Origin of the sequence: Microbispora cellulosiformans (assembly GCF_008728085.1) — a bacterium.
Taxonomy (GTDB): domain Bacteria; phylum Actinomycetota; class Actinomycetes; order Streptosporangiales; family Streptosporangiaceae; genus Microbispora; species Microbispora amethystogenes.
On sequence record NZ_VYTZ01000009.1, the window covers coordinates 146,747 to 161,337 of the forward strand.

A 14,591-nucleotide genomic window follows, 5' to 3' on the forward strand; every position below is an offset into this window, starting at 1 on the left:
TCGAGAATTGTTCAAGAGTTCACTGACGGCCGTTCAAGGGGCGAGCAGGAACGAGCGGATGGCGGGGACGAGGTCGGCGTGGGCGTCTTCGAGCAGGTAGTGACCCGCGCCGGGATACAAGCGAATCCGCGCGGCGGGAAAACGCCGCCGCCATTCGTCCAGTACGGCGCGGTCGAAGACCGGGTCGTCCATTCCCCAGGCGATCAGCGTGGGCCGGTCGGCGAACCGCCCCAGCGACGCACCGGTGGCCTGGAGGAGAGGCCAGGAGGGGTCGCCGGGGCGCAACGGGATGTCCTGGACGAAGCGCTGGATGGCCACCCGGTGCTCGGGCCGGTCGTAGGGGGCCAGGAACGCCGAACGCACCGGAGCCGCCATCCGGCGCCGTACCCCCAGCGGACGCCAGGTGGCGCCACGGGCGAAGAGGTTGTGGCGCAGGAACAGGCGGGTGCCCAGCCGGGTGTCCCGCAATATCCGGTACGGCAAGCGCAGCAGCGGACGTACGCGTTCGCCGTGCGGGTTGGGAAAGGCCGCGGTGTTCAGCAGCACGAGGCGGGCGACCCGGTTGGGGTGGCGGCAGGCCCAGGCCATGCCGATCGGCCCGCCCCAGTCGTGCAGGACGAGGGTCCACCCCTGTTCGGGGGCGCCGGCGTCGCCGACGAGGTGGTCGGTCAGGGCGTCCAGGTCGTCCACCCGGGCGGCCAGGTCGTAGGGGTAACGGCCGGCCCCCGGCTTGTCCGACAGGCCCATGCCGATGTGGTCGGGGGCGACGCAGCGGAACTCCTCCCGCAGCGCGAGGATCGGCCGCCGCCACAGGTAGCTCCAGGACGGGTTCCCGTGCAGGAACAGCACCGGCTGCCCCGCCCCCTCGTCCAGGTAGTGCTGGCGCAGGCCGTCAAGTCGGGGGTGGGCGAACCACCGGGAGGTGAACGGATAGTCCGGGAATCCGGTCACCGGGCGCTCCTCGCGGACAGGTGGGCGGTGAGCCGGGCCAGTCCTTCCGCCATGCTCACCCGGGGCCGGTAGCCGAGATCGCGACGGGCCGCGGAGATGTCGAACCAGTGCGCCGTCGAGGCCTGCTCCACCAGGAACAGCAGCGGGGGCAGGCGCCGCGTCAACGGCGACCGGCGGACCCGCTCCAGCAGCCGGGCCGCCCGCAGGACCGGTCGGACGGGAGCCCGGCGGGTCACTGGAGGCAGCCCGGCGGCGCGTAGCAGCAGGTTGAGCCACTCCCCGAAGCCGCAGGGCTCGCCCTGGGCGACGAAGTAGGCCCGGCCGGCAAGCGGTGAGCCCGGACGCAAGCGGTCGAGCGCGAGCAGGTGGGCGTCGGCGGCGTTGTCCACATAGGTGGTGTCGATGGTCTTGTCGGTCTCGCCCAGCAGCCACAGCAGACGGCGCCCCGCCACCAGCCTCGGCAGGAAGTGCGGATCTCCCGGCCCCCAGATGAGATGCGGGCGCAACGCGACCGCCGTCACCCGCCCGGCCGCCGCGTCGGCGAGGACGAGCCGCTCGGCTTCGGCCTTGGTCCGTGGATAGGCGGCGGGAAAATGGTCGGCGTACGGCACGGACTCGTCCACACCCTCCAGGTCCCGCCCGTCGTGGACGACGCTCGGTGAGGACGTGTGGACCAGGCGTGCCCCGTGACGCGCGCAGGCGTCCAGCACGTTCCGCGTTCCCGACACGTTGACCTCCTCGTAGTCCCGGTCCCGTCCGTGTACGCCGGCCTTCGCGGCGCAGTGCACGACCGCCTCGCACCCGGCGACGGCGGCCGTCACCGCAGCGCGGTCGCGTACGTCGGCCAGGTGCTGGGCGACTCCGAGCGCCGCCAGCGCGGGGCTTCGGTGACGCTGAAGTGCGTGGACGGTGTCACCGCGGGCGACCAGCCGCCGGCAGACGGCCTCGCCCAGGAAGCCGCCGCCCCCGGTCACCAGGACCCTCATCACCGGCCTGCCCGTACGCGCCGCGCGGCCCACCGGGCGAGCTCGTGCCGGCGGATCTTGCTGTTGTGCCGGGCGTCGACCGGGAACCCGCGATGGAACAGCACGTCCCGAATCCCCTCGGTGTGCGGATGGCGGGCCGCCACGCTCAGGATGCCGGCTGTCACGCGAGCGTCGTCCCGGAAACCCGGTTCGCGCTCCACGACCAGGACCGGACGCTGGGCGCCGGCGGGGCCGACGCCGACCAGCGCGGTGCGGCGGACCCCGGGCACTGCGGCGAAGACGGGTTCGACCTGGTCGGTGTGCAGGTCGCCGCCGACGGCGCGGATCCGTTCCGATTTGCGTCCGGCGAACCAGAGCCTGCCCTGCTCGTCGAAGCGGCCGGCGTCACCCATCCGGTGCCAGACGCGGTCCCCGTCGCGGATCCGGGCCAGCGCGGTCGCCGCCGGATCGTCCAGGTAGGGGTCGCTGACCGTGGGGGCGGCCACGACGATCTCTCCGATGGCGCCCGGCGGCACGACCAGATCGTCACTCCACCGTTCGACGGGGTCGTCGCCGAGGGCGATGACGCGCACCTCGGCGCCCGGGAGCGGGAGACCGAGGCAGGTGCCCGCCCCGGCGGCGGTGGCCGCAGCGTGCCCGGCGAGCGGGCGGCTCTCGATCGCGGCCACCGGCATGCACTCGGTGGCGCCGTACACCGACAACACCCGCGCGTCGTCGCGCAGGCAGCCGCGCAGGCGGTCCATGACCGGCATCGGCAGCGGCGCCCCGGCGGACACCACGTCGCCGAGCGTGTCCAGCACCAGATCACGGGCGGCGCAGTGCCGCGCGAGCCGGTCCAGCAGCGCGGGAGCGGCGAACATCCCGGCCACGCGGTAGCGCCGGATGTCGGCGACAAGGGCGGCCGGGTCGGCCCGCACCGGGTGCCGCGGGTCCATGTCCGGGATCACCACGGTCGCCCCGAACGCCGCCGCTCCGAGGGCGAACGGCGCGAACGTCGACAACACCGGCGTTCCCGGCTCCACCGTGCCGAGTTCGCCCAGCAGGGTGAGCTGCGCGGCCAGGTGCCGGTGCCGAAGCGGCACGCCCTTGGGCGGGCCGGTGGATCCGGAGGTGTACGCGATCAACGCCAGGTCGTCCGGCCCGGCATGGCGCCACGAATCCACCCCGCCCGGCCCGAAGCCGGATTCCGCCTCGCGGGGCAGCCGCGCGGGGACGGTGACGGAGACGCGGACGTCCGGGGTCCAGCGCAGCAGTCTCCTGGCCATCTGTACGGCGGGAATCGCGACGAACGCCTCGGGCGCCGCCTGGCGCAGGCAGCGCTTGATCGCGCCGAGCGGCAACCCGGGATCGACCAGCACGGGCACCGCCCGGAGCCGTAACAGGGCGACGGCGAGCGCGCCCAGTTCCGGGCCCGGCGGCACCAGCAGGGCGGTACGCATGCCCGGGCGGATCCCTGCCTCCATGAGGACCGCGACGGCATGGTCCACCGACCGCGACAGCTGCCCGTAGGTGGTGGCCGCCGGGCGACGGCCGCCGACCTGGCAGGCGATGACGTCGGGCTGCTCGCGAAACCAGCGTTCGGCGCGGACGATCAGTTCGCTGACCGGCTCGGCCGGGCCGGAGCCGCTCGGAGGAGTCACCTGCGTGGTCACCGGCTCACCACCGTACGACGACGATTCCGGCGCTGGCTCCGCTGGCCAGGCCGACGAGGGCGACCAGGTCGCCGCGCCGCACCCGGCCCGAGCCGACCACCCGCGCCAGTTGCACGAGCAGCGTCGCCGCGACAAGGTTGCCGTGCTGGGCGATGGTGACGACGACCTTGCCCTGGGGAATGCGCACCTGGTCACAAAACCACCACAGCGTCGGCAGCGTCGCCTGGTGCACGCAGATCGCCGCGAAGTCGTCCCAGGTCAGCCCGAGATCGGCGAGGGGTTTGTGGAAGACGGCGTAGTCGATTCTCTCGATGCCGCGCACCAGCTCGACGGAGTCGACGACGAGCGGCCCGATCGTGGGCCGGCCCGCCGACGGGTCGGTGGTGAGGTTGTCCACCGCCGAGATCGCCGCCTGCCATCCGGCGGAGTACGCGGAGAACCGGTGGGCGAGCACCCCCGGTTCGGCGCCGGCCTCCAGCAGCAGCGCGGCACCGGCGTCGGAGACCGTGTAGGACGCGGCGACGGTGACGTACTCCTCGGCATCGGCCACGGTCCACGGCGTGCCGGCGGTGGGCAGCTCTCCGCAGCAGACGAGGACCCGCCGATGACGGCCGGCGGAGATCAGCGCGTCGGCCACCTGGATGGCGTTCAGCACGCTGTTGCACGCGTTGCGTACGTCGAACACCGGGCAGCAGGCCCCGATCTTGGCGGCGACGATGTGCCCGGTGGCCGGCTCCACGGCGTCGGACGACACTCCCGCGTAGACGAGCAGATCGAGATCGGCGGCCCGCAGGCCGTTGTCCTCCAGGACCCGGCGGGCGGCGTGCGCCGCCAGGTCCGACGGTTTCTCGTGGGGGAGGGCGACGTGCCGGCGCCGTACTCCGCTGTGCTCGTGGATCAACCCTCGGGGCAGGTCCAGGGTGGGGTTGCGCTCGGCGAGCCGGTCTTCCAGCTCGGCCGTGCTGAGCGTGGTCTCCGGCAGATAGGCGGCCACTCCCGCCAGCCGGGTGTGCGACTGGGTCACTGCGGTCCTCACCTCTCGTTCGCTTCAGGCCGGCTGTCCGGTACGGGGGCCCGCACCGGCGGGCCGCTGTTCGCCGCGCGGCCCGAGGCGCATGAGGATGCTGGAGGCGATGTCGGCGACGGTGCCGCCGCCGCGCATCAGCTCCATGGGCGGGATGTCGATGCCGAACCGCCCGCGGATGGAGGTCAGCAGTTCGGTGGCCATCAGGGAGTCCAGGCCGTACTCGTCCAGCCGCCGGTCGCTCGCGATCTGGTCGGCCGGGACGAGCATGACGGTGGAGAGCAACCGGGTGATCTGCTCGGTGACGTACGCGTAGCCCTGCTCGTAACTCATCTCCGCCAGCAGCGACGGCAGGTCGGGCCCCTGCTCCTCCGCGCCGGGCGGCAGCACCAGGGACAGCCACGGACGCCGCAGGCCGGGCAGGACCTGCCGCAACCGGCCCCAGTCGCAGCGGCCCACCATGGCGACGTCGGCGTGCTCGCCGAGCATGGCCTCCATGGCGTCCAGCGCCCGTGCGGGCGGCATCGGCGGGATCCCGGCCTTGGCCAGCGCCTCTCCCTGCCTGCCCCGGGTAAGCACCCCGATCTCCGCGAGCGCGCCCAAGCAGGCCGTCAGGGCGGGCAGGCCCTCCCGTCTCCGCCGCCGGGCCAGCGCCTCCAGGAACAGGTTCGCGGCGACGTACGAGGTCTGGCCGATGTTGCCGACGGTGGTGAGGGAGGAGTACATGACGAACAGGTCGAGGCGGAGATCCCGGGTCAGTTCGTCCAGCACGATCGCGCCGGCGACCTTGGGACGCAGGACGGCCCGGATCCGGTCGTCGCCGATGTCGGCGAGCAGGCCGTCGTCGAGGTGCATGGCCGCGTGGACGACGCCGCGCAGCGGACGGCCGCCGCCGTCCAGGTCGCGCAGGACACGCCGCATGGCGTCGCGGTCGGCCACGTCGGCGGCGTACGCGCGGACCTCCACCCCCGATCTCTCCAGTTCCGCCAGCAGAGCGGGAGCATCGGGCGTCTCGGCGCCCCGGCGGCCGACCAGGGCCAGGTGGCGGGCGCCACGCTGCGCTAGGCGGCGGGCCGTCGCCGCGCCGAAGCCGCCCAGGCCGCCCGTGACCAGGTAGGTCCCCTCCGGGTCCAGGCGCGGCGCCGTCCGCTGCGGCCGTACGGTGACCGGTTCGTCGCGTGGGTCGAAGGACACCACGACTTTTCCGATATGCCGGGAATGGCGCATCATGGCGAAGGCGTCGGCGACGCGGGCGGCCGGAAACACCGTGTGCGGCAACGGCCGGAACCGCCCGGTGCGATAGAGGGGCGCGGCCTGCGACGTGCTGTCCGCCATCAGTTCGGGCGCCTTCCACATCAGCGTGCCGATGTCCACGCCGTGGAACGCGAGGTTGTCGGAGAACGGGCGCAGCAGCAGGGACCTGTTCTGGTAGATGTCCCGTTTGCCGAGCTCGATGAACCGGCCGCCGTGCCGCAGGCACTCCATGCCCCGGGCGATGGCCTCACCGGCCAGCGAGTTGAGCACGATGTCCACTCCCCGGCCTCCGGTCAGCTCCCTGACCTGCTCGGCGAAGAGCAGGCTGCGCGAGTCGAGGACGTGGTCGGCTCCCATCGCGAGCAGCAGGTCGCGTTTGGCGGCGGTGCCGGCGGTCGCGATCACCCGGGCGCCGTGGTGCCGGGCGTACTGCAGCGCGGCCAGGCCGACCCCGCCGGCGCCGCCATGGACCAGGATCGTCTCTCCCGCCCTGACCCGTGCGCAGTAGCCGAGCGAATGGTGCGCGGTGGCGAAGGCCATCGGCATGGTGGCGGCTTCGGTGAAGGTCATCCCCTCGGGTACGGGGACGGCCACCCACGCCTTGACCCTCGCGTGGCTGGCGAACCCGACGGGCCCGGCCGCCATGACCCGGTCACCCGGCCGGACATCGGTGACGGCGGCGCCGACGGTGGTGACGATCCCGGCGCACTCCAGGCCCAGTTCGTGGCCGCCGAACACCGCTTCGACGGCCTCGGCGGGCAGCAGGTTCACCGCCTGCATCACGTCGCGGTAGTTCAGCCCGATCGCCCGCACCTCGACCACGACCTCGTCGGGCTCGGGCTCCGGCATCGGGATCTCCTCCCAGGCCAGCGTGTACGACAGCCCCGGATCGCACACCTTGAGCCGATAGGCGCCGCCCGAGCCGACGGCCAGGTCGCGGCCGTGCTCGCCCGGCTCCAGCAGCCGTGGTACGAAACGTCCCCGGCGGGTGAGCAGGATCTCGTCCTCCTCGTCCGGTGCGAGCAGTTCCGCCGCCAGGCGGCCGGCGTCCCGCGCGGGGTCGCCGGTGGGGTGCAGGCAGAGCCGGCGTATCGCCGGTCGCGGCTGCTCGTTGCCCAGCGAGCGCGTCGTCCCCCAGGTCGCCGCGTCCTCAGGGTGGAGCTTGACGTCGGTGAGGTGAGGCTCCGGCAGCGCGCCGCAGGGGCGGGCCACCAGCCACACCGTGACCGCGACGTGCTCGGGCAGTTGCTCGCAGGCCAGCGCGACGGCCCGCAACGCCGCGGCCCGCCGGGTGACCCGCTCGACCGTCGCCTTCGGCTCTGTGCCGATGGTCGCCTTCGGCTCTGTGCCGATGGTCGCCTCCGGCTTGGTGTCGTCGGTTCCGCCCAGGATGACCGCGATGGTGACGGTCTCGGCGGTGGGCGGGAAGTGATCGGCCCAGTGGTCGGGGTCGTCGCTGAGCGGCGAGTGCAGCACGTCGCCGCCACGGCTCCCCAGCAGCGCCCCCAGCTCGGCCGTCAGGGCGCCGGTGCCGTCCTCACCGGCCAGGATCCACGTCCCGGCCGCGTCCGGTACGGCGCGCAGAGCGGCCGGAGCAGCCTCGGAGGCGGCAGGTATGTAGTGCGCGGTGTCCGCACCACCCTCCACGGTGACCGGAGCACACTCGTCGACGGCCGGAACGCGCGGCGTGGCGGCCGCAGTGCCCTCGGCAGTGGTCGCGGCACCACCGGCGGTGGCGAGCATCACCGAGAAGTCGCCGGCCGCGCGTTCGTCGTCGTCGCCGGTCTGGACGACCTCGGTGTAACCGGCCTCCGCCAGCACGTCCGGCCATTCCTCCCGGGACAGCAGCGGCGAGCGCGGCCGCAGGTGCCGGTCGGTGAAGTCCCAGAACTCCTCCTGCACGCCGAGGAACGGCAGCAGGGTCCCCACCCGATGCGGTTCGGCGACGAGCAACTGGCCGCCGGGCACCAGAAGAGCGGACAGGTGGCGTAGCGCGGCGGGCAGGTCACGGGCCAGGTGCAGGCTGTTCGCCGCGACCACGAGATCGAATCCGCCCGCGGCCACTCCCTGCCCGGCCGGGTCGGCGTCCAGGTCGAGGACGGCGTAGTCGACGAAGTCGAAGCCGGTGAAGCGCTGCCGCAACCGGGTCAACGCCGCTTCGGCGACGTCGGTGACCAGGTAACGGGTGCGGTCGGCGGGCAGGACTGGCAGCAGCATGGCAGTGGTGCCGCCGGTCCCCGCACCGGCTTCCAGGACACGGAGCGGCCGGTCGGCCGGCCATCGCCGGACGATCTGCTCGACGAGCGCCCGGGCGATCCGGTTGGTGAACAGGTTGACCGGCCCGATGTCGTGGAACTGCTCGATCAGCTCCTGACCGCCTCCGGAGCCCAGGACCTCTAGGCCGGTGCGCCGGCCCGCGAGCAGTTCGGGCAGGCACCGCCCGACCCGTACGGTCAGGGCGCTCTGGGCGGCGAAGGCGGCCCCCCGGGTGAGAAGGTCCCGGTGGAGGTCTCGGATCAGGTTCCGGTTCAGGTCTCGGTTCAGGTCATGGTGAGGGTCGCGGTGGGCACCTCCGGCTGCGTCCCGGTCGGAGTTCCGCTCCAGCAGGCCGTGCCGTTCCAGCAGGGGCAGGGCCGCGTGGAGCATCCGGCGGTGGTGCGCCTCGGGGCACGCCTCGATCAGGTCCTCGACGCCTATCGGCCGCCCGTCGCTCGCCCCATCGCTCGACTCGGCACTCAGTTCGCCGAGCGCGCCGGCCAGCGTACGGGCGAAGACCTCTTCGAGCCGTGCCGCGTACCGCGGGTAGTCCAGCTCGTGCCACGCGGAGCGCAGCCGGTCGATCCGCTCGGCCGCGCCGGACAGGATCTCGCCGGGGCCGGGCGCCGGCCACGGCTCGGCGGGCGCGTCCGCCCGGGGCGCGGCCCGGAGCGCCGTCTCCCACCGGGTGACCGGGGTGACGTGGACACCGGGCATCCGGCGGAGCCGGCAGCCCTCCACCTCTGCGGCGATCCTGCCCTCGCCGTCGGCGACCACGAGGTCCCAGCAGACCTCCTCGGCACTGCTGGAGCGTTCCCGCACGTAGACCAGCCCTTGCGCCGAGGGCGTTCCCCACAGGCGGACGGAGCCGATCGCGGCGGGCATGTAGCCGCGGCCCGCGCGCAGCGACTCCACCAGCCACAGCACGCCGGCCTGCAGCGCGCTGTCCAGCACCACCGGGTGCATCTGGTAGCGCCCCTGCCCCTGCTCCGGGCACGAGTAGGCGCCCAGCACCTCCCGCTCGCCCGTCCACAGCTCGGTCAGGACCTGGAACTCCGGCCCCCACACCATCTGTCCCTCGGCGGCCCGCGCGTAGTATCCGGGCACGTCCACAGGCGTGCCGATGCGGGCACGCAGCGCGGCCACGTCCAGCGGCGGCGGGACCGGGCGCAGCAGCGGCCGTACCCGGGCCCGGAAGTGCTCGCGGGGCTGCGCGGACTGCCGGTCGGCGCTGGCCACGGTGACCACTCCGGTCTCGGCGCAGAGCGACGTCTGCGCCCACACCGGATCGGCGGCGGCCTGCGACGGCACCACCATGGCCCGGCTGATGTCGACCCTGTCCACCTCCACCGCCTCGGCGGCGTCCGGCAGGGCGAGGCGGGCGGCCGCGACGGCCATCTCCACATATCCGGTGGCCGGCATGACGGCGGCGCCGCCGGCCCGGTGATCGGCCACCCAGGGCACCCGTACGCGGTCGATCTCCCCCTGCCACGTGGGGTCCAGCACCGGAAGCCGCTGTCCGAGCAGCGGATGCTGGATCGTCGTGTCGACGTCGGTCCGCACCCAGGTGTGCGGCCCGCCGATCCAGTGCCGTTCGCGCTGCCAGGGATAGGCGGGCAGCGATCGCACCGCGCCGGGGCGGGGGAAGTACCGATCCCAGTCGAGCCGCGCACCGGCCGCGACGAGTTCGGTGACCGCGCGGCGGACGCGCGCCGGACCGGGCTCATCCCGGCGCAGGGTGGCCACGACGGCCGCGCGCACCCGCGCGGCGCCGCTGATCCGGCGCAGGTACGAGCGGAGCACGGGATGCGGGCCGATCTCCAGCAGCACGTCGAAGCCGTCGCCGAGCGCCCGCTCGACCGCCGCGGCGAACCGGACCGGCTCCCGGACGTTCCGCCACCAGTACGTCGCGTCCAGTTCCTCGCCCCGGACCAGGTCGCCCGTCACCGTGGACATCAGGGGGACCCGCACCGGGCCGGGCCGCAGCCCGGCGAGTCCGTCGGCCAGGGGCTGCCGCGCCGGATCCATGGCGCCGCTGTGGAAGGCGTAGTCCAGGTCCAGCTCGCGGAAGAAGATCCTGCGTGAGGAGAGGTCCTCGCCCAGGGACTTGAGCGATCCGTCCGGTCCGGCGATCGTGACGTCGCGGTCGGAGTTGACCGCCGCGAGCTCCAGGTCCGGGTAGCCGGCCAGGATCTGCCTGGCCGCGGTCTCCGGCAGCCCGAGCGCGGCCATCCGGCCCCGGCCTCTGGTGATCGACTGTGCCACGCCGCGCTCGGAGATCACCTGAGCCGCCTGGGCGAGTGACAGGGCGCCGGCGGTGTGGGCGGCGGCGACCTCGCCCACGCTGTGGCCGAGCACCGCTCCCGGCCGTACGCCTGCCGCCCTGAGCATCTCCACCAGACCGGCCTGTACGGCGAACAGCAACGGCTGCGCCACTTCGGTGGCCGAGAGGCGTGACCGTTCGGCGGGCAGGGACAGCTCCTCGATCACCGACCAGCCGAGCCGATCGCACAGTTCGGCGTCGACCGCTTCCACGGCCGATCGGAAGTCGTCGTCGGAGAGCAGGTCGGCGCCCATCCCGGCCCACTGCGAACCGTTGCCGGAGAACACGAACGCCACCCGCCCGTGCTCCACCGCCTCCGACTCCGCCACCGCCGCGTCCCCGGCTCCGAGCCGCCCGCCCGCCGCCGGCCCACTGGATGCACCGGATTCACCGGTGGGGGTGGCCGGCTCCGGGGCGTCCACCAGGCGCGCCAGCGCCCGCGCCGCCGCCCCGGCGGTGCCGGCCAGCACCACGGCGCGATGCCGGTGGCCGCCGCGCCGCCGGGTCGCGGTGTAGGCCGCGTGGTAGAAGTCCCCGTCGTCGAGTGACGCGAGGTGCGCGGCGGTCCGTTCCACGGCCTCCCGCAGCGCCGGCCGGCTGCGCGCGGACACGACGACGGGCAGCGCACCTGTGGGGGGTGCCGGTGCTTCGCGGGGTGCGACCGGTGCTTCGAGGGGGGCGGGTGGGGCGGCCAGCGCCACGTGGGCGTTGGCGCCCCCGAACCCGAAGGAGTTGACTCCGACCACGGGCCGCTCGCCTGCTCCGTCCAGCGGCCGCGGCTCGGTGGTGACGCTCAGGCCGAGGGCGTCGAAGTCGATCCGGGGGTTGAGCGTGGCGGCGTGGAGCGAGGGCGGGATCATCCGGTGCCGGAGCACCAGCAGGGCCTTGAAGAGCCCCGGCATGCCGGAGGCGGGCTCCAGGTGCCCGAGGTTCGACTTTACCGAGCCGATGGGCAGGGCTCCGCGCGTGCGCCGGGCGCCCAGCGCCCGCCCCAGCGCCCGGCACTCGGCCGGATCGCCGGCCTGGGTGCCGGTGCCGTGCGCCTCCACGTACGCGATCTCGTCGGGGCCGACGCCCGCCGTGGCGTACACCTGCCGTAACAGGGCCTCCTGCGCGTCGGCGTTCGGCAAGGCCAGCCCCCTGGTGCGGCCGTCGTTGTTGGTGGCGGCTCCGACGACGACGCCATGGATGCGGTCCCCGTCGGCCATCGCGTCGGCCAGGCGCTTGAGCACCACCACACCGCCGCCCTCCGCGCGGACGAACCCGTCGGCGTCGGCGGAGAACGCCCGGCACCGGCCGGTCGGCGACAGCATCGACGCCTGGCTGAAGCCGATGAAGGGGCCCGGGCCGAGCAGCAGGTTGACCCCGCCGGCCAGCGCCACCCGGCTCGATCCCTCCGCGAGGGACCGCCAGGCCCGTTCCACGGCCGTCAGCGACGAGGAGCAAGCGGTGTCGATGCTCATGCTCGGCCCGCGCAGGTCGAAGAAGTGCGACAGCCGATTGGCCGCGATGGACAGGGTTCCCCCCGACATCGAGTACGGGCCCAGGCCGCCCGGCTCCAGTGCCTGCATCGTGCCGTAGGCGGGATCCGAGATGCCGACGAACACGCCGGTGTCCGTGCCCGCGAGCACCGCCGGGTCGATGCCCGCGTCGTCCAGGGCCTCGACCGCCATCTCCAGGAGCAACCGCTGCTGCGGGTCCATCGAGGCGGCCTCTTTGGGGGAGATGCCGAAATAGGCGGCGTCGAAGGCGGTGACGTCCTCGTCGAGGAAGCCCCCGGCCCGGGTGTAGCTCCGGTTCGGCCTCGGCGTGGTGTCGTCGACGAACCGATCGGCCTCGAACCTGCTCGGCGGGATCCGGCCGACCAGATCGGCGCCCTGCCGCAACGCCTGCCACAGCCCGTCCAGGTCCACGATCCCACCGGGCAGGCGGCATCCCACGCCCACCACCGCCGCCGCGTGCTCCGGCCAGGCCTGTTCCGCTGTCGGGTCGTCCGCGCTCATGTCGCCCTTCCTGCTCAGGTCCACCACGACTCGGCACTTCGCCGGTCGGCTCGCTGTCTCGGCCAGGGTTCACCGTGTCTGACGCGCACACCTGACACACGCCAGGCGGATCGGTCACCATGTCATCACAACTGCTGGTATGTGCCTAGGCACACTCCGTGTTTGTCCCGAAGAATGATGTTGTGCGAGGAATGGCCAAAACCCTTGCGGGCCTGTACCCGCCCGCCGTTGAGGCCGGGACAATCAGCAGCAGGACATGGTCATGACAGGTGGCACGTGTTGCCGAGGTGTATGACCTGCTTCCTGCCGCACGACAGCGGGTTCGACTCCGCTCGTCGCTGAGAGCGGGTTGATCATGGATGGGTGCCACGGGTCGAGCCTGTGTCGCCGGGGGTCGGTGGCTGACTCTTGCGTCCCATCCGCAGGCCGGGGCCTTTGTGTGAGCGCCGCGGGCAAGCACGATCCAGCCCTGCCGCCTGGGTGTGATCCTCCGGGGGGGGCGGAAGGATCATGGCATCCGCTCCGGCCTCAGCAGTGCTTACTCAGTGACATGTGCTTGACGAGGTCGAACAGGGAGGGGTCGAATTGGCCCCAGGCGATCCATCGGTAGGTACGCGCATGGCTGGGCAGGTTCTTGACGAACTTGGTGCTGCTGCTTCGGTACACCCGTATGTCGCCGAGCACGGCCTTGCGCCCGTCCAGCAGATGCGCCCACATCAGCCAGGCGTCGTTGTCGTCAAGACTGAAGACCGTGGCGTCCAGGCGCGCCGTGCCGTCCGAGTACAGAGTCCATTCGGCGCCGGGTTCGATCGTGCATGAGCCCGCGGTGAGGTAACCCCTCCAGGTGAACGTCACCTGATCGGGGGTGGACGCGTTGGCTGTCCCGGTGGTGGGGAGCGCCAGGGCGAGGGTAAGGGCACCGATGCTCGCGACTACACCTGCTATCTTTCGAATGCTTTTCACGGCGCTTTCCTCTCGTTGGCAGCTGTTGATAGCTGACGGTCGTCGAACAGGTGGAGCATGGTGGCCTTGCACATCACTGATACGGCAACTGGGTTGCAAATCGCTTGATCTGCGCTTTGGCACGTTCCTTCAGAGCGTCTTTGAGAGCGTGTTTGAGAAGGGTCGATAACGGTCTGCGCATCTCGCCGCTGTGACCACCGTCGGATCGCGATCATGACTGTGCGCCCCGCGAGCGTCGCTACCCCTCCGATCTGACCGACGCCCAATGGGCGCTGGTCGAGCCGTTGTTACCCGCGCCGAACACGGGAGGGAGGCCGGAGAAGCATCCGCGCCGGGACATCGTGGGCGCCATCTTGTACGTGGTGCGGACGGGCTGTGCCTGGCGGCAGTTGCCGTTCGACTTCCCGCCCTGGCAGACCGTGTACTGGTACTTCGTCCGCTGGGAAGAAGCCAAGGTCACCGAGCAGATGCTCACCGCGCTGCGGCGCCGGGTCCGGGCGGGGCAGGGGCGAGCTGAGGAACCAACGGCGGGCATCATCGACTCTCAGAGCGTCAAGGGCGCCGACACCGTCGGCCGCGGGTCCCGCGGCTACGACGCAGGGAAGAAGGTCAACGGGCGTAAGCGGTTCATTGTCACCGACACCCTCGGCTTGTTGCTGGTCGTGTGCGTGATGGCCGCCTCTGTTCAGGACCGCGACGGAGCCAAGACCACTCTGCTCAGCATGTACCTGGTCACGCCGGTCCGATACGTGTTCGCCGATGCCGGCTTCGCCGGGATGCTGGTGGACTGGACCCAGCGTGTGCTGCGGACCGTGCTGCACATCGTCCGCAAGGCCCCTGGGCAGATCGGGTTCGCGGTGATCGAGCGGCGGTGGGTCGTCGAACGGTCGCTGGCCTGGCTGACCAGCCACCGCCGCCTGGCCCGCGACTACGAGCGCCAGCCGGCCACGGCCGAAGCCATGGTCCGATGGGCCGCGATCAGCGGCATGGCCCGCCGCCTCGCCCGGGGAAGCACTGCAACTCGTCAGCAGCGCATCACCCTCGATCACCCAGCGAAGTAGCCCTTCTCAAACACCTACTGACGAAAGGGCCGAAAGGCGGATGAATGCGGCGCGAGGAGTTGACCGATAGCTCTCGTATCGCCTGGTTCTTGCTACATCTGCCTATCGTCGCCATTGT

7 protein-coding genes are annotated in these 14,591 nt (G+C 72.5%); 1 reads left to right on the plus strand and 6 read right to left on the minus strand.

What is annotated here, in order from left to right; all coding sequences use genetic code 11:
- Positions 1–33: 33 nt before the first annotated feature.
- From F5972_RS25220 to F5972_RS25245, 6 genes are all read right to left on the minus strand, one after another.
- Complete coding sequence (locus tag F5972_RS25220) at positions 34–951, minus strand: alpha/beta fold hydrolase (RefSeq protein ID WP_150936515.1); 918 nt, start codon at positions 949–951, stop codon at positions 34–36.
- On the minus strand, positions 948–1,937 hold the full coding sequence (locus tag F5972_RS25225) for an NAD-dependent epimerase/dehydratase family protein (RefSeq protein WP_150936517.1): 990 nt from the start codon (positions 1,935–1,937) through the stop codon (positions 948–950). Before F5972_RS25225 ends, F5972_RS25220 begins: the two co-directional genes overlap by 4 nt.
- Positions 1,937–3,589, minus strand: coding sequence for a fatty acid CoA ligase family protein (locus tag F5972_RS25230; protein ID WP_150936519.1), 1,653 nt, complete (start codon positions 3,587–3,589; stop codon positions 1,937–1,939). Before F5972_RS25230 ends, F5972_RS25225 begins: the two co-directional genes overlap by 1 nt.
- Before the next feature lie 4 nt (positions 3,590–3,593).
- A complete protein-coding gene (locus F5972_RS25235) occupies positions 3,594–4,613 on the minus strand; it encodes a 3-oxoacyl-ACP synthase III family protein (RefSeq protein ID WP_150936521.1) in 1,020 nt (339 codons plus the stop codon).
- Between the two features lie 24 nt (positions 4,614–4,637).
- Positions 4,638–12,449 (minus strand): type I polyketide synthase, encoded by a 7,812-nt coding sequence (locus tag F5972_RS25240; RefSeq protein ID WP_150936524.1) that lies wholly within the window; start codon positions 12,447–12,449, stop codon positions 4,638–4,640.
- Positions 12,450–12,977: 528 nt separating this feature from the next.
- The gene (locus tag F5972_RS25245) at positions 12,978–13,412 is read right to left on the minus strand and encodes a DUF6294 family protein (RefSeq protein WP_150936526.1); all 435 of its coding nucleotides are present in this window, start codon (positions 13,410–13,412) and stop codon (positions 12,978–12,980) included.
- A gap of 251 nt (positions 13,413–13,663) precedes the next feature.
- On the opposite strand from F5972_RS25245, the gene F5972_RS25250 reads away from it, so the two are divergent.
- Complete coding sequence (locus tag F5972_RS25250; RefSeq protein WP_150936528.1) at positions 13,664–14,473, plus strand: IS5 family transposase; 810 nt, start codon at positions 13,664–13,666, stop codon at positions 14,471–14,473.
- The last annotated feature ends 118 nt before the right edge of the window (positions 14,474–14,591 follow it).

Bases quoted from the DNA above. Each gene is read 5' to 3' on its own strand.
- F5972_RS25225 (WP_150936517.1), bottom strand. From the start codon at position 1,937: ATGAGGGTCCTGGTGACCGGGGGCGGCGGCTTCCTGGGCGAGGCCGTC.
- F5972_RS25240 (WP_150936524.1), bottom strand. From the start codon at position 12,449: ATGAGCGCGGACGACCCGACAGCGGAACAGGCCTGGCCGGAGCACGCG.